The 19,770-nt window shown below is 39.2% G+C and carries 15 protein-coding genes; 9 read left to right on the top strand and 6 right to left on the bottom strand.

Annotation, left to right across the window (positions count from 1 at the left end; translation table 11 throughout):
• Positions 1 to 9 precede the first annotated feature (9 nt).
• Positions 10 to 963, bottom strand: a complete 954-nt coding sequence (locus HA632_RS12300; RefSeq protein ID WP_176307492.1) for a transketolase family protein — start codon at positions 961 to 963, stop codon at positions 10 to 12.
• Between the two features lie 38 nt (positions 964 to 1,001).
• Positions 1,002 to 1,847 carry a transketolase gene (locus HA632_RS12295; RefSeq protein WP_176307491.1) on the bottom strand — a complete coding sequence of 282 codons (846 nt, stop codon included), beginning with the start codon at positions 1,845 to 1,847 and terminating at the stop codon, positions 1,002 to 1,004.
• Positions 1,848 to 2,079: 232 nt separating this feature from the next.
• On the opposite strand from HA632_RS12295, the gene HA632_RS12290 reads away from it, so the two are divergent.
• The 9 genes from HA632_RS12290 (at position 2,080) to HA632_RS12250 (ending at position 12,385) form a co-directional block, all read left to right on the top strand.
• Positions 2,080 to 2,484: a response regulator gene (locus tag HA632_RS12290; protein ID WP_176307490.1), complete on the top strand. Its 405-nt coding sequence runs from the start codon at positions 2,080 to 2,082 to the stop codon at positions 2,482 to 2,484.
• Between the two features lie 187 nt (positions 2,485 to 2,671).
• The gene (locus HA632_RS12285; RefSeq protein WP_176307489.1) at positions 2,672 to 2,881 is read left to right on the top strand and encodes a hypothetical protein; all 210 of its coding nucleotides are present in this window, start codon (positions 2,672 to 2,674) and stop codon (positions 2,879 to 2,881) included.
• A gap of 164 nt (positions 2,882 to 3,045) precedes the next feature.
• Positions 3,046 to 4,710, top strand: a complete 1,665-nt coding sequence (locus tag HA632_RS12280; protein WP_176307488.1) for a T9SS type A sorting domain-containing protein — start codon at positions 3,046 to 3,048, stop codon at positions 4,708 to 4,710.
• A 366-nt stretch (positions 4,711 to 5,076) separates the two neighbouring features.
• A complete protein-coding gene (tgt, locus tag HA632_RS12275; protein ID WP_176307487.1) occupies positions 5,077 to 6,207 on the top strand; it encodes a tRNA guanosine(34) transglycosylase Tgt in 1,131 nt (376 codons plus the stop codon).
• A gap of 79 nt (positions 6,208 to 6,286) precedes the next feature.
• Positions 6,287 to 7,372 (top strand): LptF/LptG family permease, encoded by a 1,086-nt coding sequence (locus HA632_RS12270; RefSeq protein WP_176307486.1) that lies wholly within the window; start codon positions 6,287 to 6,289, stop codon positions 7,370 to 7,372.
• On the top strand, positions 7,359 to 8,288 hold the full coding sequence (locus tag HA632_RS12265) for a DMT family transporter (RefSeq protein ID WP_176307485.1): 930 nt from the start codon (positions 7,359 to 7,361) through the stop codon (positions 8,286 to 8,288). The genes HA632_RS12270 and HA632_RS12265 overlap by 14 nt, the downstream gene beginning before the upstream one ends.
• 107 nt (positions 8,289 to 8,395) lie before the next feature.
• Positions 8,396 to 9,349, top strand: coding sequence for an acetyl-CoA carboxylase carboxyltransferase subunit alpha (locus tag HA632_RS12260; RefSeq protein WP_176307484.1), 954 nt, complete (start codon positions 8,396 to 8,398; stop codon positions 9,347 to 9,349).
• Positions 9,350 to 9,489: 140 nt separating this feature from the next.
• Complete coding sequence (gene dnaB / locus HA632_RS12255; RefSeq protein ID WP_176307483.1) at positions 9,490 to 11,037, top strand: replicative DNA helicase; 1,548 nt, start codon at positions 9,490 to 9,492, stop codon at positions 11,035 to 11,037.
• 88 nt (positions 11,038 to 11,125) lie between these two features.
• Complete coding sequence (locus tag HA632_RS12250) at positions 11,126 to 12,385, top strand: asparagine synthetase B (protein ID WP_176307482.1); 1,260 nt, start codon at positions 11,126 to 11,128, stop codon at positions 12,383 to 12,385.
• A 181-nt stretch (positions 12,386 to 12,566) separates the two neighbouring features.
• Here the strand turns inward: HA632_RS12250 and HA632_RS12245 are convergent, their stop codons facing one another.
• The 4 genes from HA632_RS12245 to cphA form a co-directional block, all read right to left on the bottom strand.
• A complete protein-coding gene (locus tag HA632_RS12245) occupies positions 12,567 to 14,699 on the bottom strand; it encodes a DPP IV N-terminal domain-containing protein (RefSeq protein ID WP_176307481.1) in 2,133 nt (710 codons plus the stop codon).
• Between the two features lie 57 nt (positions 14,700 to 14,756).
• A complete protein-coding gene (locus tag HA632_RS12240) occupies positions 14,757 to 15,218 on the bottom strand; it encodes a DinB family protein (protein WP_176307480.1) in 462 nt (153 codons plus the stop codon).
• Positions 15,219 to 15,375: 157 nt separating this feature from the next.
• Entirely contained in the window at positions 15,376 to 16,536 is a 1,161-nt protein-coding gene (locus HA632_RS12235) for a GAF domain-containing protein (RefSeq protein ID WP_176307479.1), read from the bottom strand.
• 337 nt (positions 16,537 to 16,873) lie between these two features.
• On the bottom strand, positions 16,874 to 19,498 hold the full coding sequence (cphA, locus tag HA632_RS12230; RefSeq protein ID WP_176307478.1) for a cyanophycin synthetase: 2,625 nt from the start codon (positions 19,496 to 19,498) through the stop codon (positions 16,874 to 16,876).
• Positions 19,499 to 19,770: the final 272 nt, after the last annotated feature.

Below are 19,770 nucleotides of genomic sequence, written 5' to 3'. Positions count from 1 at the left end.
GAGTGAAATTTATTTTCTTTTAATCACTTTCTCAACGGCAGCCACAATGGCTTGGTTGTTCAATTGGTATTTTTCCATCAATTGTTCCGGAGTACCACTTTCACCAAAGCTGTCATTCACCGCAACAAACTCTTGTGGTGTAGGGTGATTCAAGGCCAAAACTCTGGCAACGCTTTCTCCTAAACCACCTAAAAAGTTGTGCTCTTCAGCGGTAACAATACAACCGGTTTTAGCTACTGATTTTAAAATGGCTTCATCATCCAAAGGTTTAATCGTATGAATGTTGATTACTTCAGCCGAAATTCCTTTAGCTTCTAAAGCTTCTGCAGCAATTAAAGCTTCCCAAACTAAGTGTCCTGTGGCAACAATCGTCACGTCAGTTCCTTCGTTTAGCATAATCGCTTTCCCTATAACAAATGGTTCGTCAGCAGGAGTGAAGTTAGGCACTACCGGACGTCCAAAACGCAAATAAGCCGGACCATGGTGGTCAGCCAAAGCAATAGTAGCGGCTTTGGTTTGGTTGTAATCACAAGTATTGATAACAGTCATGCCCGGTAACATTTTCATCAAACCGATGTCCTCTAAGATTTGGTGAGTGGCACCATCTTCTCCCAAAGTCAATCCGGCATGCGAAGCACATATCTTCACATTCTTATCTGAATAGGCTACTGATTGACGAATTTGGTCATAAACTCTTCCGGTAGAGAAATTGGCAAAAGTTCCTGTAAAAGGAATTTTTCCGCCGATGGTCAAACCGGCAGCAATACCAATCATATTAGCCTCGGCAATTCCTATTTGGAAAAAACGTTCCGGATGGTTCTTTTTAAAGTCGTCAAACTTTAACGAACCGATTAAGTCCGCACAAAGTGCTACTACATTTTCATTCTTTTGTCCCAGTTCGGTCATGCCTGCGCCAAAACCTGAACGGGTATCTTTACTTCCTGTATTTGTATATTTTTTCATAAAAGTCTTAATTCTTAATACTCACGTCTTCTTACTGATTAATAATCTCCTAAAGTCTCTGCATTTTGCGCCAATCCGATAGCTAACTGATCGTTGTTTGGTGCTTTCCCGTGCCAAGCGTGAGTGTGCATCATAAAATCAACACCGTTACCCATCACCGTGTGTAATAAAACACAAACCGGTTTTCCTTTACCGGTTCTGCTTTTAGCATCTTCCATTCCGGCGATGATTGCTTCAATGTTATTGCCTTCTTTGATTTCCAGTACATCCCAGTCAAAAGCTTCAAACTTGGCTTTTAAATTGCCCATGTTCAATACCTCGTCAGTAGAACCATCAATTTGTTGGCCGTTATAATCTACGGTTGCAATTAAATTGTCTACTTTCTTAGCAGAAGCATACATGATAGCTTCCCAGTTTTGACCCTCTTGTAATTCTCCATCACCGTGTAGTGAATAGATAAGATTAGAGTCATTGTTCAATTTTTTGGCTTGCGCTGCTCCTATGGCTACTGACAATCCTTGTCCTAAAGAACCCGAAGCGATTCTTACACCCGGTAATTGGTCATGAGTCGTTGGATGTCCTTGCAAACGCGTGTTCAACTTTCTGAAGGTAGCCAATTCTGACACAGGGAAATAACCCGTGCGGGCCAAAACACTGTAATAAACAGGAGAAATGTGACCATTCGATAAGAAGAATAAATCCTCACCGATGCCATTCATTTCAAATTGAGGGTTTCTTTTCAGTAAGTGTTGGTATAACACCGTGAAAAATTCGGCACAGCCCAATGAACCACCCGGATGTCCCGAGTTTACAGCATGTACCATACGCAAAATGTCTCTGCGAACTTGTGTTGTGAAATCTTGTAAATGTTGTGTGTTAGACATTATAAATAGATATAAATTATTGGGCTCAAAAGTAATTCTATTTTTTGCAAGCCGCAAAAGTTTTATAAATTAGTTATCAAAGGGTTATTAATAATAAATTTAAACACACTAACTTAGCATATAGTACCAAAATAAATAGGGTTTTTAGGTTGAAATTCTATAAAAAAACAAAATTATTATGTAACGCTGCTTTTTTGATTTTCAAGTAGTTTTATAAAAAATCTATTAGGCTATGGAAAAATCACAAACTATCTTCTATTTAGACGACGATGATGAGGATTTAGACTTCTTTAAAGAAGTGGCAGAAGAATTGGGGCACAAGGTTCGAGGCTTCTCCGAAGGGAGAATCATGCTCTTGGTACTCGAGACTGATATGCAAAAACCCGACATCATTTTTTTAGACGTACACATGCCCATCCTTAATGGTCAGGAAATCTTAGAAATTATCAAAAAATCGGATACACTCAAAAAAATACCCATAGTAATGGTTTCGGGTGCTTATCCCAAAAAACTGGTCAAACACTTCAACGACTTAGGGGTTAATTATTTAATGAAAAAACACCATGTTCGCGATTATAAAGAAGCTTTGGAAGAAGTGCTTAATGCCCATTTGACCAACTGTAAAGCCTCGTCTTAAAAAGACTTAATACATTAACCAATTTCAAACCGTTATTGCTAAGCAACCTCGAAGGGATTCGGGGTTGCTTTTTTTATTAATGTGGTAATCCTGTAAAAGCGATACAGAATTGTAAAACACCTGATGACCGGTTTAGACTTACTTTTACTAAGCTACAATTCATGTATCCCATTAAAATTGCATTAAGATGAAAAAGAACCAAAAGGCGGGTGCAACTCACCCGGAGAATGAAACCAAAGGACAAACGCAAAGCAAGTATGATTCCCATTCTGAAGAAATGCCACGCCAAAAAGAGATTGTAAATGACAACGCAAATCCGGATAGAGTCTCTCACAGCAACACTGAAGAGTATTTGGATAAATTGCCGGTTGATCAAAAAAAAACACCTAAGCCTTAGTTTACAATGACTCAATTGAAATTAATAGATTGGTCTTAATAATGGTTTTTATTTGATTTAAGTGTTGTTCGTAGATATTATTGTTAAACTACTACTGATATTTGTATTTTTCTACTGATTAATTGTAAATTAGACCGCAAATTAATCTAACTACTTAATAAATTATGAAAAAAACACTACTATTTGCTATTGCTATTGCCGGCTTTTTAACGGTTTTTCAAAAAACTACCGCACAAAATTTACAAACAATTCCCATTCAAAGTGGTTTTAATGCCGATGTTATTGCCAATGGCGTAGGAACAGCGGTATCTTCTACTAATAATGATGTTGATGGCGTGAATTATGCTTTTATTTCAAGAGATTTTCAATTAACCTCAGGAAGCACTCCATTAACTTATGGATTGCCTGTAAACGGATTGGTGAATAGTGCAGTAGCCTCGCCTGCCGGACTAAGCTATCAATTGGCCTCTTATAGTGGTAATAACGCATTGCGTCTTCAAAATGTTAGTGATTCAGGAACTTTGTTGTTTGCCAATCCTTTAGCAGCAGTTAATTTATATATGTTGGCTACTGGCGGTAGCGGAGCGTGTACTGTAAATGTAACCGTTAACTTTGCCGATGCTACTACCGAAGCCTTTACAAATATTAGTATTTCTGACTGGTACGGCGGAGCTAATTTTGCCATTCAAGGTATCGGAAGAATCAATCGAAACAATGATGTTTTGGAAACCGGTGGCGGAACAAATCCTAGACTTTATCAGATTCCTTTAGCTATAAATGTGGCCAATCAAGCCAAACTTATTGAAAGTGTTACCGTTACCAAAGTGTCAGGAGGAATTCCTAATGTTTTTGGTTTTTCTGCGGATGCTTATACCAGCTGTTCCGGACCAAGTAACATTACTTTTATCTCTTCTAATGATGGAGGTACTTTTAACTGGACAGCACCCACAAGCGCACCATCCTCAGGATATCATTATTATTATAGCAGTTCTTCAACACCTCCAACAGCTTCAACCACTCCAACAGGTACTGTTGGCGCCGGGGTAACCACGGTAACACTTACAGGGCTAAACTTGGGAGAAACTTATTATTTCTGGGTTAGATCTGATTGTGGAACTGTACAAGGTTTTTGGCAAATGAAAATGTTTACGACCGGGCAAATGGAAGCTACTTACACCACCGGAGATATTAATACAGAGTATTCTACCGGACCTACACTAACTAGTACAACGGCATGTCCGGGGACATTAACCATAAATGTTCCGGCAGGCTTTCAAATTGCCTCAACCAATGTGTCTTATGCCATGAGTACAGCAAGCAATGGTTGGATGAGTGAGCAAAGATCTCTTTTGGTATGTACAACCAACAATACGTCAGAAGCAGCAATCTCTTCCGGGGTAGGTGGTACAACAGGAACTTATGCTTATAACAGAACAGGATTAACCCTTGCAAATGGCCTTACAGGGAATGTTACTTTTGACCTAAGAGCTTGGAGAACCTATGGAGGATCTGGCTGTAATGCGACTTATAACAAAGTGGATAATAACACTTGGAAAATAACAGTCACGTTGACACAAGCTTTATCTACTGTTGATGTAGCTGAGCAAAAAATTAAAATATATCCTGTGCCATTTAAAGATATGATTCACCTTGAAAATGCGGAAGGAGTAAAAACCATTTTCGTTTCTGAAGCAACCGGTAAGTTGGTTAAAATTATCGAACAACCGCTACAAGATATTTATCTGGGTGATTTAAACTCGGGACTATACATTCTTACACTGACCATGCAGGATGGTAGTACACAATATACTAAAACAATTAAGCAGTAATATTTACAAAAAAATGGGTCAGTAATGACCCATTTTTTTATAACAGTCGATTGAGAAGAACAGAAACCGCACCCGTGAGTAAGAACACAACACTACGAAGTAAAGACAAAACGCATAAGGTAAACTAAAACCACTACTATACAATCTCAATCATTATTTTTGGACTCCTCAAAGGTATGGATAGTGTATGGATAGTGTATGAAAATAGCATGAATAATGCAAAGTCTAAATAAGTATAAAAAGGGAAAGGAATTATACTTTCGCCATTCAAGAATGCACAGGTTCTATATTAGTGTTAAATAAAATCATAATTCACAATCCACAATTCACAATTCTTTTATCTTTGCCGACTGATTAAAGAAACAAATGAAATTTGATTTACTAGCCAAAGATCCCAATTCAAGCGCCCGTGCCGGTAGTATTACCACCGACCACGGTGTAATCGAAACCCCAATATTTATGCCTGTTGGTACAGTAGCATCAGTAAAAGGAGTACACCAACGCGAACTAAAAGAAGAAATCAACCCTGATATTATTCTCGGGAATACCTACCATTTATACCTTCGTCCACAAACCGATATTCTTGAAAAAGCAGGCGGTTTGCACAAATTCATGAATTGGGATAGAAATATCTTAACGGATAGTGGCGGTTACCAAGTGTACTCGCTTTCGGCCAATAGAAAAATCAAAGAAGAAGGAGTTAAATTCAAGTCGCATATCGATGGTTCCTACCATGTCTTTACACCCGAAAACGTAATGGAAATTCAGCGTACCATTGGTGCCGATATCATTATGGCTTTTGATGAATGTACGCCTTATCCATGTGATTACAGATATGCGCAACGCTCAATGCATATGACCCATCGTTGGTTGGATCGTTGCATCAATCATTTGGAAAAATTGCCATTTAAATATGGTTACGAACAAACCTTCTTTCCCATAGTCCAAGGAAGTACTTATAAAGATTTACGCCAACAATCGGCTGAATATATTGCCAATGCCGGAGCACAAGGTAACGCTATTGGTGGTTTATCAGTGGGTGAACCGGCCGAGGAAATGTACGCCATGACCGAAGTGGTTACCGCTATTTTACCCCAAGACAAACCAAGGTATTTAATGGGAGTAGGAACACCAATTAATATATTGGAAAACATAGCTTTGGGTATAGATATGTTTGATTGTGTGATGCCAACTCGTAATGCTCGAAACGGGATGTTATTCACCGCTAACGGAACAATCAATATCAAAAATAAAAAGTGGGAAGCCGATTTCTCTCCGATAGATGAAATGGGAATCACTTTTGTCGATACCGAATATACCAAAGCTTATTTGCGTCACTTGTTTGCAGCCAATGAATACCTTGGTAAACAAATTGCCACCATTCACAATTTAGGCTTCTATATGTGGTTGGTTCGTGAAGCCAGAAAGCATATCTTAGCCGGAGATTTCAGAACTTGGAAAGAAATGATGGTAAAACAAATGAGCCAACGATTATAGGTGATTCGTGGATATGGTCATTCGGTTATTTGTAAGATGGATACGAATAACCAAATAACCAAATAACCAAATTAACATTATGTTAAAAATAATTGACAAATACATCCTCAAGCGATATTTAGCCACATTCTCGGTAATGTTGCTCATGTTTATTCCTATCGGAATCGTGATTGATGTTTCAGAGAAAGTCAACCGAATGATTGAAAACCAAGCGCCTTTCAAAGAAATTGCCTGGTATTATCTTGACTTTACCATTTATTTTGCCAATTTATTATTTCCCATTTTTCTTTTCCTGTCGGTGATTTGGTTTACCTCAAAACTGGCCAACAATACCGAAATCATAGCCATTTTAAGTTCCGGAATTTCCTTTACAAGATTCATGAGGCCTTATATTGTTGGCGCCACTATCGTTTCTTTTTTCGCTTTGATAATGAGCGTTTATTTGGTGCCAAATGCCAGTGCCGGATTTAAGAATTTCAGGTACAAATACCTTATCGGCAACGGTCAAAACGAAATGCGCGATAACTCGGATGTGTTCCGCCAAATCAGCAAAGACGAATACTTGTTTGTCAGCGGTTTTAATGAAAACAGCCAAATGGCTTTCAATTTCTCTATGGAAAAATTTGAAGGAGACAAATTGAAATACAAATTAATCGCCAGCCGAATCAAATGGAATGAAAAAACCAAAAACTATACACTCTTTAGTTACAGCAAAAGAAAAGTAGGAGAGTTTGGCGACATCATTGAACGCGGAGAAAGAAAAGATACCATCTTCAATTTTGATTTAGAAGATTTAACCCCTTTGGTCTATATCGCAGAAACTTTGCCTTTAAACGATTTGCATAAGTTTATCGACAAAGAAAAAGCCCGTGGTTCCTCCAACATCAACACTTATTTGGTAGTGTTATACAAAAAGTACAGTATACCGGTTTCAGCCTTTATCTTGACCATTATAGCGGTAGCGGTTTCGGCCATGAAAAGGCGTGGCGGAATGGGTGCCAATTTGGCTATCGGAATCGTCTTAGCCTTTGCTTTTGTCTTTTTAGATAAAGTTTTTGGCGTACTCGCCGAGAAGTCAACTGCGCCTCCATTGATAGCGGTTTGGACACCAAATATTGTTTTCGGACTTCTAGCGATCTACCTTTTAAGAAATGCCAAGCGATAATATAAAAAGCTATTTACACCTTCATTTGATTGTGTTCATTTGGGGATTCACAGCCGTATTGGGTGCCTTAATTACACTTGATGCGTTGCCGTTAGTATGGTTCCGGATGCTTTTTGCTGTGGGCTTTATCGCCATTTATATTTATTATAAAAAGTTGCCGTTAAAAGTGCCGATAAAGACACTGATGCAGTTTCTTTTCTCCGGACTAATCATTGCCTTACATTGGTTTACCTTTTTTCATGCCATTAAAATTTCAAATGTGTCCATTACTTTGGCTTGTCTTTCCACCGGTGCTTTATTTGCCTCTATATTAGAACCTGTTTTATACGGTAAAAAAATTGTTTGGTACGAATTGCTTTCCGGCCTTGTTGCCATAATCGGATTGTATTTTGTGGCTGTCTCTGCCGATACCGGAACCGAAGGATTGCTGGATGCTATTTTTAATGGTGGTAATAAATTTTTATTTGGAATCGGATTTGCTTTGATTTCTGCCTTTCTGTCCGCTTTGTTTTCGGTAATCAACAGTCGATTGGTTAAATCTTATGACGCCACTGTAATCTCTTTTTACGAACTCAGCGGTGGCGTAGTTTTTTTCTCTTTTCTGTTGTTGTTCTTCGGAAGTTTTACACCTGAATTCTTTCAGCTTTCTGCCAAAGATTTACTGTATTTATTGGTTTTAAGCTCGGTTTGTACCGCATATGCTTTTATTGCTTCAACCGCTGTGATGAAGTTTTTAAGTCCGTATACTGTTATGCTCACGATTAATTTGGAACCCATTTACGGCATTATTTTGGCCGTATTGATCTTCGAAGAAAAAGAGAAAATGAGTTTCGAATTCTACGTTGGAGCTGCAATTATCTTATTGACGGTGCTGCTCAATGCCATCATAAAAAGCCGAGAGAAGAAATTGAGTTAAGACCAAACAATGGTTCATTTTTGTTTAAAACTAATCCGAAAGATTTGCTTTTTATCACAATTTAAAATTTTATATTTGCTATTCGATTAAACAAAACAAACAACCCTATGGAATATTTAGATTTTGAACTTCCCATCAAGGAATTAGAAGATCAACTCGATAAATGTCAATTAATTGGTGCTGAATCTAATGTAGACGTGACCAATACTTGTAAACAGATTGAAAAAAAATTAGAGGAAACCAAAAGGAAAATCTACAAAAATCTAACGGCTTGGCAACGTGTACAATTGTCTCGTCATCCTAACAGACCTTATACTTTAGAACATATAACCAACCTTACCAAAGGAACTTTCTTAGAAATGTTTGGAGACAGAAACTTCAAAGATGACAAAGCCATGGTAGGTGGTTTAGGAAAAATTGACGGCCAATCGTTTATGTTAATCGGTCAACAAAAAGGAATCAATACCAAAATGCGCCAGTTGCGTAATTTCGGAATGGCCAGTCCTGAAGGTTATCGTAAAGCCTTGCGCTTGATGAAAATGGCAGAAAAATTCAATCTTCCTGTAGTAACGCTTATTGATACTCCGGGAGCATATCCAGGATTGGAAGCAGAAGAACGCGGTCAGGGAGAAGCCATCGCCAGAAATATTTTGGAAATGGTGCGTTTAAAAGTGCCGATTATCTGTGTAATTATAGGTGAAGGTGCATCCGGTGGCGCTTTAGGAATAGGCGTTGGAGATAGGGTTTTAATGATGGAAAACACGTGGTATTCCGTTATTTCTCCGGAATCTTGTTCGTCAATCCTATGGAAAAGCTGGGAATACAAAGAACAAGCGGCCGAAGCCTTGAAATTGACTTCATCCGATATGAAAAAAATGAAACTAGTCGATGACGTAATCCCGGAACCACTTGGAGGCGCTCATTACGATAAAGAAACTACCTTCAAAACCGTTGAACAGTATATCATGAAAGCTTTTAATGAGTTGAAAGATTTATCAACAGAAGAATTAGTTGCGCAGAGGATGGACAAATACAGCAAAATGGGCGAATATAAAGAGTAAATCTTACAAAACATATCTTAAATCCGAAGCCCTATGGTTTCGGATTTTTTTTTGGTTATCAACAAAAAACACAAACTTATAAACAATGGTTTTGAATAACTCAATTCCATAATTTTTACAAAAAGAGCTACTTTCGTCTTATGGAAAATCTCAGAAATATTAACCCTATCAAAGTAGATAAAACTACAATTATCAATTTAGAAAAAGGAAAACTCCCGCCACAAGCGATGGATTTGGAGGAAGCGGTATTGGGCGCGATGATGATTGATAAAAAAGGTGTTGATGAGGTCATTGATATTCTCCAACCCGATGCCTTTTACAAAGACGCTCACAAACACATTTTTGAAGCTATTTTTCAGTTATTCACAGATTCTCAACCTATTGACTTGTTAACAGTTTCAGCTCAGCTTAAAAAGAACGGAAAGTTGGATTTGGCCGGTGGTGATTTTTACTTAATTCAGCTCACGCAAAAGATATCTTCGTCAGCGCACATTGAGTTCCACTCGAGAATTATTTTGCAGAAATACATCCAACGCAGCTTAATCAAAATCTCTTCCGAGATTATCGAAGAATCCTATGACGAATCGACCGATGTATTTGATTTGTTGGACAAAGCCGAATCCAAATTATACGAAGTAACGCAAGGCAATATCAAACGAAGCTCAGAAACAGCCCAAAGTTTGGTCATCCAAGCCAAAAAAAGAATCGAAGAAATCGCCAATAAAGAAGGTTTAAGCGGAATCGCAACCGGTTTCGAAAAACTGGATAAAGTCACTTCCGGTTGGCAACCTTCGGATTTAATCATCATCGCGGCTCGTCCGGGTATGGGTAAAACCGCTTTCGTATTATCGATGGCGCGTAATATGGCCATTGACTTTGGCCATCCGGTGGCCTTGTTTTCTTTGGAGATGTCCTCGGTACAGTTGATCACGCGTTTGATTTCCTCGGAAACCGGTTTGTCTTCAGAAAAACTGAGAACCGGAAAATTAGAAAAACACGAATGGGAGCAACTGTCTACCAAAGTAAAAGACTTAGAAAAAGCCCCATTGTATATTGATGATACGCCATCGCTTTCCATCTTCGATTTAAGAGCCAAAGCAAGACGTCTGTCGTCTCAACACGGCATCAAGATGATTATAGTCGACTACCTTCAATTGATGACCGCAGGTGGCAGCAATGGCAAAGGCGGCGGAAATCGTGAGCAGGAAATCTCCACCATTTCCAGAAACTTAAAAGCTTTGGCCAAAGAGTTGGAAGTGCCGGTAATTGCGTTATCACAGTTATCCCGTGCCGTAGAAACCCGTGGTTCGAGTAAAAGACCTTTATTATCCGACTTGCGTGAATCCGGTGCCATCGAGCAAGATGCCGATATCGTATCGTTTATTTACCGTCCGGAATACTACAAAATTGACGAATGGGATGATGATGAACAATCACCAACTGCCGGTCAGGCCGAGTTTATCATCGCCAAACACCGTAACGGTTCGTTAGAAAATATCCGTCTGAAATTCATCGGAAACCTCGGTAAGTTCGACAACTTAGAAGAATACGGCGGCGGATTTGATGATTTGCCTTCGAAAATGAACCACGATGACAATCCGTTTATGACGAAGAATTTGCCTTCACCTAATGAAGCTTTCGGTAGCAATATTAACCGAGATGACGACGATAGTGATGTGCCGTTTTAATAATATATAATCCCGATTAATCTCGGGATTTTTTTTTATGATTATCTTCACAGTAAATCTGTTATCTTTGGGTAAAATATTGCCACAAATGTTTAAAAAGTCATTCTATATTTTTCTCTTGTTGCTTTCCTTTTCCGTTAAGGCCAATTTCTTATTGTTGCCCATGGATGAAGTGGCGCAGAAGAATCATCTCAAAGCCTACGGGATTACTTATTGGGCTTTAGACAAACAATACAAAGCGAGTTGGTTGCTCAACTACCGCGGCGGTTCTTTTTTATTGCCTGATGCAGCCGAAATTCGCAAAGAATGTCAAATTAGAGGCGTGAGTTTTGAAGTCCTTTCGGATGGAGAAATGCAATCGATTTTAGAAGAAATTTCAAGTCCGTCTCAAAATATGGAAACGGTGGTTTTAGAAAAAGCACCCAAAATTGCGGTCTATTCGCCACCGGGAAAACAACCTTGGGACGATGCCGTAACGATGGTGTTGACGTATGCCGAGATTCCGTTTAAAGTGGTTTATGACGAAGAAGTCTTGAGCGACCAGTTAATTTTATACGATTGGTTACACTTGCATCACGAAGATTTCACCGGTCAATACGGTAAATTTTACGGTGCTTACCGAAATGCACCTTGGTACATCGAGCAAAAGAAAGAAGCCGAAGCTTTGGCGGCCAAATTGGGTTATCCCAAAGTTTCTCAAGAAAAATTGGCGGTGGCCAAAAAAATACGCGACTTCGTGATTGGTGGCGGTTTTATGTTTGCCATGTGCTCGGCTACGGATAGTTTTGATATTGCGCTTGCTGCCGAAGGCGTTGACATTTGTGAGCCAATGTTTGACGGCGACAACAGCGATGCCAATTACCAATCCCAAATAGATTACAATAAAACGTTTGCCTTTAAGAATTTTATTTTAGACCGGAAACCGGAACACTATGAATTCTCGGATATCGATATGACGGAGAAACGCCGTATTCCGTTTGAAAAAGATTATTTCACCTTAATGGAGTTTTCTGCCAAATGGGATGTGATTCCGAGTATGTTGTGCCAAAACCACACGCAATTGGTGAAAGGTTTTATGGGACAAACGACTTCATTTGACAGCAATTTGATTAAATCCAATGTGTTGACGTTGGGTAAAAACGAATTAAATGATGAAGCGCGTTACATTCACGGCCAAAAAGGAAAAGGCTTCTTTACCTTTTACGGAGGTCACGATCCGGAAGATTACCAACATAGAGTAGGCGATGAGCCAACAGTTCTCGACTTGCATCCAACGTCACCTGGTTTCCGTTTGATTTTGAATAATGTTTTATTTCCGGCGGCGAGAAAGAAACCACAGAAAACGTAAAGGTTTTAATTTCCAAATAAAAAAATCCCAAACCTGCCTGCCGGCAGGTTCCAATGATTATTGTTCAGGTTTGGGATTTTTTAGCCCCGATTGAAGCGGCATCCTTTTTCGTGTTCTCGATACGCGGTTGTCACCGCACTCGAACTGACGAAAAAGATATAGCGGAAAGCGGGATTAGCTCCTACTTATTATTATCAATCACGTAGTTCAATACTTTTTCAATCAAATGCACGCGGTCTTTTCCGATAACATTGTGTTTGTGCATAGGGTAAGGAAAATAATCCACCTGTTTGCCCGTTTCGACAAACTTTTTGACTAAAGACAAATTGTGTTGTTCTACCACCACATCATCATTGGTTCCGTGAATTAAAAGCAATTTTCCTTTTAGATTTTTGACATAATTGTACACGGTGTTTTCTTCAAATCCTTTAGGATTTTCAGCAGGTGTATCCATATAGCGTTCGCCATACATTACTTCATACCATTTCCAATCGATTACCGGTCCGCCGGCAACGCCTACTTTAAACGTATCGGCTTTGCGCAACATTAAAGACGTCGTCATGAATCCGCCGTAGCTCCAACCGTGAACCGCCAAGCGATTGCCATCAACATAAGGAAGCGATTTTAAATAATCAACCCCTTTTAACTGGTCGTCCATTTCGTGGGTTCCTAATTTTCCATGGATGATGCTTTCAAAAGCAAAACCTCTGTTGTCAGAACCTCTGTTATCTAGGGTGAAAACCAAATAGCCTTGTTCGGCCATCCAATACATCCATAAATTAGCGCCGTCCAAGTAAGAATTGGTAATCATTTGCGCATGTGGTCCGCCGTAAACGTATACTAAAACCGGATATTTTTTGTTTGGGTCAAAGTTACTCGGCTTAATCAAACGCGTGTATAAATCAGTGGTTCCGTCCGCAGACTTGATGGTTTTGATTTCGGCAGAACCGATTTCGTAACCTTCGTATTTGTTTTTGCTCACCAAAAGCGTTTTGGCTTTCAAACCTTTGTCATACAACAAGGATTTAGATGGTGTATCGTGATTGGAGAATTCGTCAAAGAACCAATTCCCATCGGCACTCGGAATCACATTGTGAACCCCTTGGTCTTTGGTAATTAAAGTTTGTTTGCCTTTTAAATCCACTTTGTAAACCAGCATGTTGGTTGGATTTGGACCGGTGGCTTTGAAATAAATCTCTGTTCCGGCAGTATTGGTGCCAATGATATCGCGAACCACGAATGGGTTATTGGTCAATTGCTTAATTAATTTTCCTTCGATAGTGTAGTAGTATAAGTTAGGGAAACCGTCTTTTTCGCTAAACCAAACAAAGTTGTTGGATTTGGCATTCGGAAAGAAGGCTTCGTGTTCGGGCTCAACCCAACGCGGGTTTTTTTCATTCAAAATAGTTCTCACGAAAGCACCGGTTGTGGCGTCATACACATTCAAATTCATATCATTCTGACCGCGATTCAACTCGGCTATCAAAACATATTTTTCGTCCGGTGTCCAAGATAAGTTGGTTAAGTAGTCGTCTTGGTTGCCTCTTGGTGTGATGAAAACGGTTTTCTGGGTAGCCAAATGGTAAATCCCAACGCGAGGTTTTTCGCTTTTTTGCCCAATCATCGGGTATTTGATATTGACTAATTTTCCCGGAGTTTCGTTGATGTCTAATAAAGGATAATCGGCTACTTCGGTTTCGTCTTTTTGGTAGAATGCCAAATAAGAAGCTTTTGGTGACCAGAAAATACCGTTGCTAATTCCGAATTCATTTCGAGCTATCGACTGTCCGGATACGATACCTTTATTGGTTTCGTTGGTTACCGAAATTTTTTCTCCTTTACTGTTTAGAAAGAACAGATTGTTTTCTTCCGTGAAAGCCAAGTTCACTTTATTGCTGTCAAATGTTGTGTTTTCGGCAGTTTCCGGTGCTTGCAAAGTTAGTTTTCCGGTTTTGGTGGTTAGGTTGTAGCTATAATACTTACCATTTTCAGTGACCATAACGGTATTGGCATCTATCCATTGTAAACCAAAGAAGTTCTTGAGTTTGGTGCCCAAAGCGGAGTTGATATCAGCCAAAGTAACCAATTCTGCAGCGGTATCGTTTGTTGTAGAAGCCGACTTCATTTTGGTCCAACTATCGGTGTAGAATACGTATTTATTGGTGTTTGGAATCCACTGAAAACCGGTTAAGCCATCGGCTCTAAAAGCACGGCCTTGTTGTAAAACCGATTCCTCTAACGTTAATTTTTTTAATTGGGCTTGTGTTGTAAAAGCCACGAATAAGCTAACGAAAAGTATAATCTTTTTATTCATGAAGTAAAGTTTTTGTTGGCCGTAAATGTATAAAAAAAGGACAATCTTTTTTGAATATTATCCTTTGTTTATGATGTCGTTAACGATTTTTAAATGATGCTTGGTGTGCAATTTCAGAAACCAAATAGTAGTTTTCAGATTTAAATCACCAAAAAACGGATGGGTGAAATAACTGTTCGGATGAAGGTTTTGAATCTCGGCAACGCCTGTTCGGGCTTGTTTCAATTTAGATTCCAATTCTTCGATTGTGGCCACGTCTACCGGTTTGACGGATTTTGGGACTCTGACTTTTCCTCTTGGGATTTTGTTGGTGATTTGAATATATAGGCGAATCCATTTAAATTTCCATTTGTAATTTTCGGGATTGGAGTTTTTCAAATGGGCTATAACGCCATTGATGACTAATAAACTATGGTCCAATTGCCAACCGACGGTAGCCTGTGAAATTACAGGATTTGTTTTTTCATGATGAGCAATATGGCTTTCGATTTGGTTTAGGAGTTCGTGTAGCTGTTTCAAATGGATATAATTTATTTTAAATGTACAAAATAACAATAGCTGGTGATATTAAAAGTTTAAGTACCATAGCCATTAATGCCGGGAAAAGAAGAATATAAAACCATCTTCTTTGATTCATTTTGCAAATGATGGTCATTGTTAATAGATAATGGGTGTTTTAATTGGTTCGGATTATGTTGCTTTTTGGTTTACCGGCTTTAGGTAAGTCACGGGTGTGACCGGATAATAATTTGTTTTTAATTATGTACACCTGATTAATTTTTCGGGTAAAATCATCCAATTCATCGGATACCATTTTGAGGTAAGTGGCATATTCTTTAAATAAAACTTCATCAAGTTTCTTTTCGTCCGACATGCATTTGGTTAGCCCTATTAGAGAAGAAATTGGTCTTCTTAAAACATGAGAAATGTCAAATAGGATTTGTTCAATTGTTTTTTCGTATTCAATCAGATTAGTAATGTTTTGTATGGTTCCATACCAAATTACTTTTCCCTTTTTTTCGGTTTCAGGAATCGCCTTTAGCATATGCCATTCGGTTTCATTTTCTTTGTTTTTTACCCGATAGGCAATATTCCACTCGCTTAAATTTTTATATGAATTATCCAGACTTTCTTTTACGAAAGGCAAATCTTCCGGTGAGATGATATCGAATAGCAGTTTAGGTCTTTTTTTTAAAGCGCTCACTTTCAAATCAGGATGAAGGACTTTTATCCCTTTACTCAAAAAATCAAAAGACAAATCACCTTCTTTATTACGATGCAGCTGAAAAATAACACATGGTGCTTCATCGGTAAGTTTTTTCAATCTTAAAGCACTGAGTTCTAAATTGTCTTTTTGTAGTAGAATTAATTTTCGCGCATTGAGATAATCCATAGCTTTTTTGGAAAGTACCTGTAATGCTTTTTTCTGTTCGGCAGTGATCTTTTTAGGGATAGTATCCACGATACACAAACTTCCCAAAACATTCCCTTTAGGGGTGACTAAAGGTGCGCCTGCATAAAATCGTATTCCATTATCTCCTTTGGTATAAGGGTTGTTGATGAATTTATCATCGTTCTGTGCATCTTCAACCACAAAAACTTCTTTGGAGTTGTTCACAACATGTTGGCAAAAAGAATCTTCTCTTCTAACTTCATCCATGTCCATGCCATTTTTAGATTTGTGCCATGTCCGATAGCTATCTACCAAGGTTATCATGGATATAGGGGTATTGCAAATCATGGAGGCAATCTCAGCTAATTCGTCAAGTTCTTTTTCGGGTTTGGTGTCAAGAATATGATATTCGTATAGTTCTTTAAGTCGTAATGCTTCCTTCATGTTGACGAGATTAGAGTTTGTATAAAGGAACTGGATTTGAAATTAATCATATACAGTTATGAAATAGGGGGCAATCTTGTTCATAAAGATACTTAATTAATTTATTCGTTGCTTCTTAAATTTGTGTTTTCTTGTAGTGAAAAGTTTACGTTCAAGCTTTGTAATATATACGATTTAATTTAATTAGGATTCAGATGACTAAAGTTGGTTAACAAAAGACCGTAGAAAGAATTGCTTTATTTTGTGTATTTTAATTATAGAGCGATACTAAACTATCGACCATAAAAAATCCCAAAGACCTGTTGGAATTTGGGATTTGTTTTAGCAAACTTTACTATCATATATTGCCATCTTCATTTTCTTTGTCTAGGTATTCCTGAACAATTTCAATGGCATTGGTGACTACATCGCTCAATGCCGTTATGAAGGTGCCTTCACTGGCACTATTGATGGCGTGTTTGATGGCTTCCACTTCCTTGGCAATGATTTCATGGGTTACATTTCGTCCCGAAGCATTAATCCCTTCCATAATTAAACCGATGATTTCTTCTTCGGTTCGACCTCGCAGGTGTTTTTCCTGGCGAATAATGATGTGGTCAAACATTCGGGCGGCTATTGTAGCACATTCTCGGATGTCTTCGTCTCTTCGGTCTCCAACACCGGCTATGATACCAATTTTTTTAGTGGCTTCGACAGAGGACAAATATTCTTCCACCCCTTTATAACCGGAAGGGTTGTGAGCAAAGTCAATCATTACTTTGAATTTTTTAAACTCAAAAATATTCATTCGACCAGGCGTTTGTGCTGCACTCGGGATAAACGTTTGCAAAGACAAACTAATATCTTCGGTTTTGAATCCCTGTAAATAGGCCGCTAAAGTGGCTGCGAGTGCATTGGCAATCATGAATTTTGCTTTGCCGCCTAAAGTCAATGGCACATGAGTGGCGCGTTCGACTCTGATTTTCCATTCGCCTTTTTTGATAGTGATGTAGCCGTTTTCATAGACTGCAACTGTTTTTCCTTCTTTGGCAAACTGCTGTACTTTCGGGTTGTTTTCGTCCATACTGAAATAGGCGATGTTGCAACTCAATTCATTAGCGATTTTCAGACATTGTTCGTCTTCAGCATTCAAAATGGCCCAACCATCTTTTTTTACGGAACGAACAACCGTTGCTTTTACTCTGGCCAAGTCATCTAAAGTGTGAATGTCGGCCAAACCTAAATGGTCTTCTTGTATGTTGGTGATGATGGCAATATCACAACGACTGAATCCTAAACCGGAGCGTAAAATTCCACCGCGAGCGGTTTCTAAAACGGCAAATTCTACTGTTGGATCTTTTAAAATATATTCTGCGGAAAGCGGTCCTGTGGTGTCGCCTTTTTCCATCATGTGGTTTTGTACATAAATACCGTCTGATGTTGTGAAGCCAACTTTATAACCGTTATTTTTGACAATGTGTGCTAATAATCGGGTAGTGGTGGTTTTTCCATTGGTTCCCGTTACGGCTATAATCGGGATGCGGCTTGGTTTTCCCGGTGGATACAGCATGTCGATTACCGGTGCGGCCACATTTCTTGGTAAGCCTTCACTTGGAGCCAAGTGCATGCGGAATCCCGGTGCGGCATTGACTTCCAAAATACAGCCGCCGTTTTCTTTTAACGGTTGGGTTAAATTTTCCGCCATAATATCGATACCGCAAATGTCTAGGCCTATTACTCTTGAAATACGTTCACAAAGGAAAATATTTTCCGGGTGCATCATGTCGGTTACGTCTATGGAAGTTCCGCCGGTGCTCAAGTTGGCAGTTGATTTTAAATAAACGATTTCCCCGTTTTTGGGAACCGAATCAATTGTGTAGTTTAATTTTTCTAATAAGTCTAATGTATCTCGGTCGACGTCAATTTGGGTTAAGACATTTTCGTGTCCGTAACCGCGTCTTGGGTCTTTGTTGGTTTCTTCGATTAAGGTTTGAATGGTGTCTTTTCCGTTGCCGACTACATGTGCCGGTTCTCTTTTGGCGGCTGCAACCAATTTATTATCGATGACCAAAACCCTGAAGTCAAAACCGGTGATGAATTTTTCAACGATGACTCTTCGGCTGTATTTTTTGGCATATTCTAATCCGGCAACAGCATCTTCCCAGGTGACTACATTAATAGAAGCACCTTTTCCGTGGTTACCGTCTAAAGGTTTAATTACGATTGGGTAACCGATTTTTTTAATGGTATTTTCTAAATCTTCTTCGTCAACACAAATGCTGCCACTGGCTACCGGAATGGAGGCCAAGTCGAGCATGCGTTTGGTTTCTTCTTTGTTGCAGGCGATGTCAACGGCGATGTTGCTGGTTTTACAAGTGATGGTGGCCTGGAAACGCATTTGGTTTACGCCGTAACCCAACTGTACTAAGGAATTGGTGCCCAAACGAATCCAAGGAATATCTCTTGCCACGGCTTCATCAACGATACTTCCGGTGGAAGGACCGAGACGTACTCGCTCGCGGATTTCACGCATTTTTTGGATATCTGCATTCACATCATAGTCGGTTCCGGCGATGAGGGCTTCGGCTATGGCTACGGCACTTTCGGCGGCAAACATTCCCACGTTCTCTTCGGTGTAGCTGAAAACCACATTGTATACACCCGGCGTTTTGGTTTCTCGGGTTCGCCCGAAACCGGTTTCCATACCGGCGAGGGTTTGGATTTCTAAAGCTATGTGTTCAATGACGTGTCCCATCCAAGTGCCGCGTTCGATTCTGGAAAAGAAGCCGCCACGGGTTCCTTCGGAGCAACGGTGTTCAATCATGGTGGGAAACATGGCTTCTATGCGTTCGCGAAATCCTTCGATTTTATTGGTGGGAAATTGCTCCATTTCTTCCAAATCCAATCGCATTTGGATTAATTTTTTGCGTTGTACACTCCAGATATTAGGGCCGCGCAAAGCTTGTATTTTCAGAATCTTCATGATTGGTATTGTTTTCTAATGTTAATAGGTAATGATTTTGTTAAAAATAGGAAATATTTGTTTTTACGCACTATTTTTTTTGCAGAAAAGCTAAAAAGATAACATCGGCTCAAAATTTTACTTTTCGATTGGTTGATTGTCAGGTTTTTAAAGTTTCTGACACAAAAGACAAATACCGATTAGCCCCGATGGAAGCTAGTATCCTTTTTCGTCAGGTCGAGTTTTTTGTTTCGCTTCTCGATACATTCCGATTCCATCGGAACACTCGAAGA

The sequence above is a fragment of the Flavobacterium sp. J49 genome, from assembly GCF_011742145.1.
Classification (GTDB): Bacteria; Bacteroidota; Bacteroidia; order Flavobacteriales; family Flavobacteriaceae; genus Flavobacterium.
Note: the sequence above shows the minus strand (reverse complement) of the source record. Positions and strands in the feature narration are given on the sequence as shown.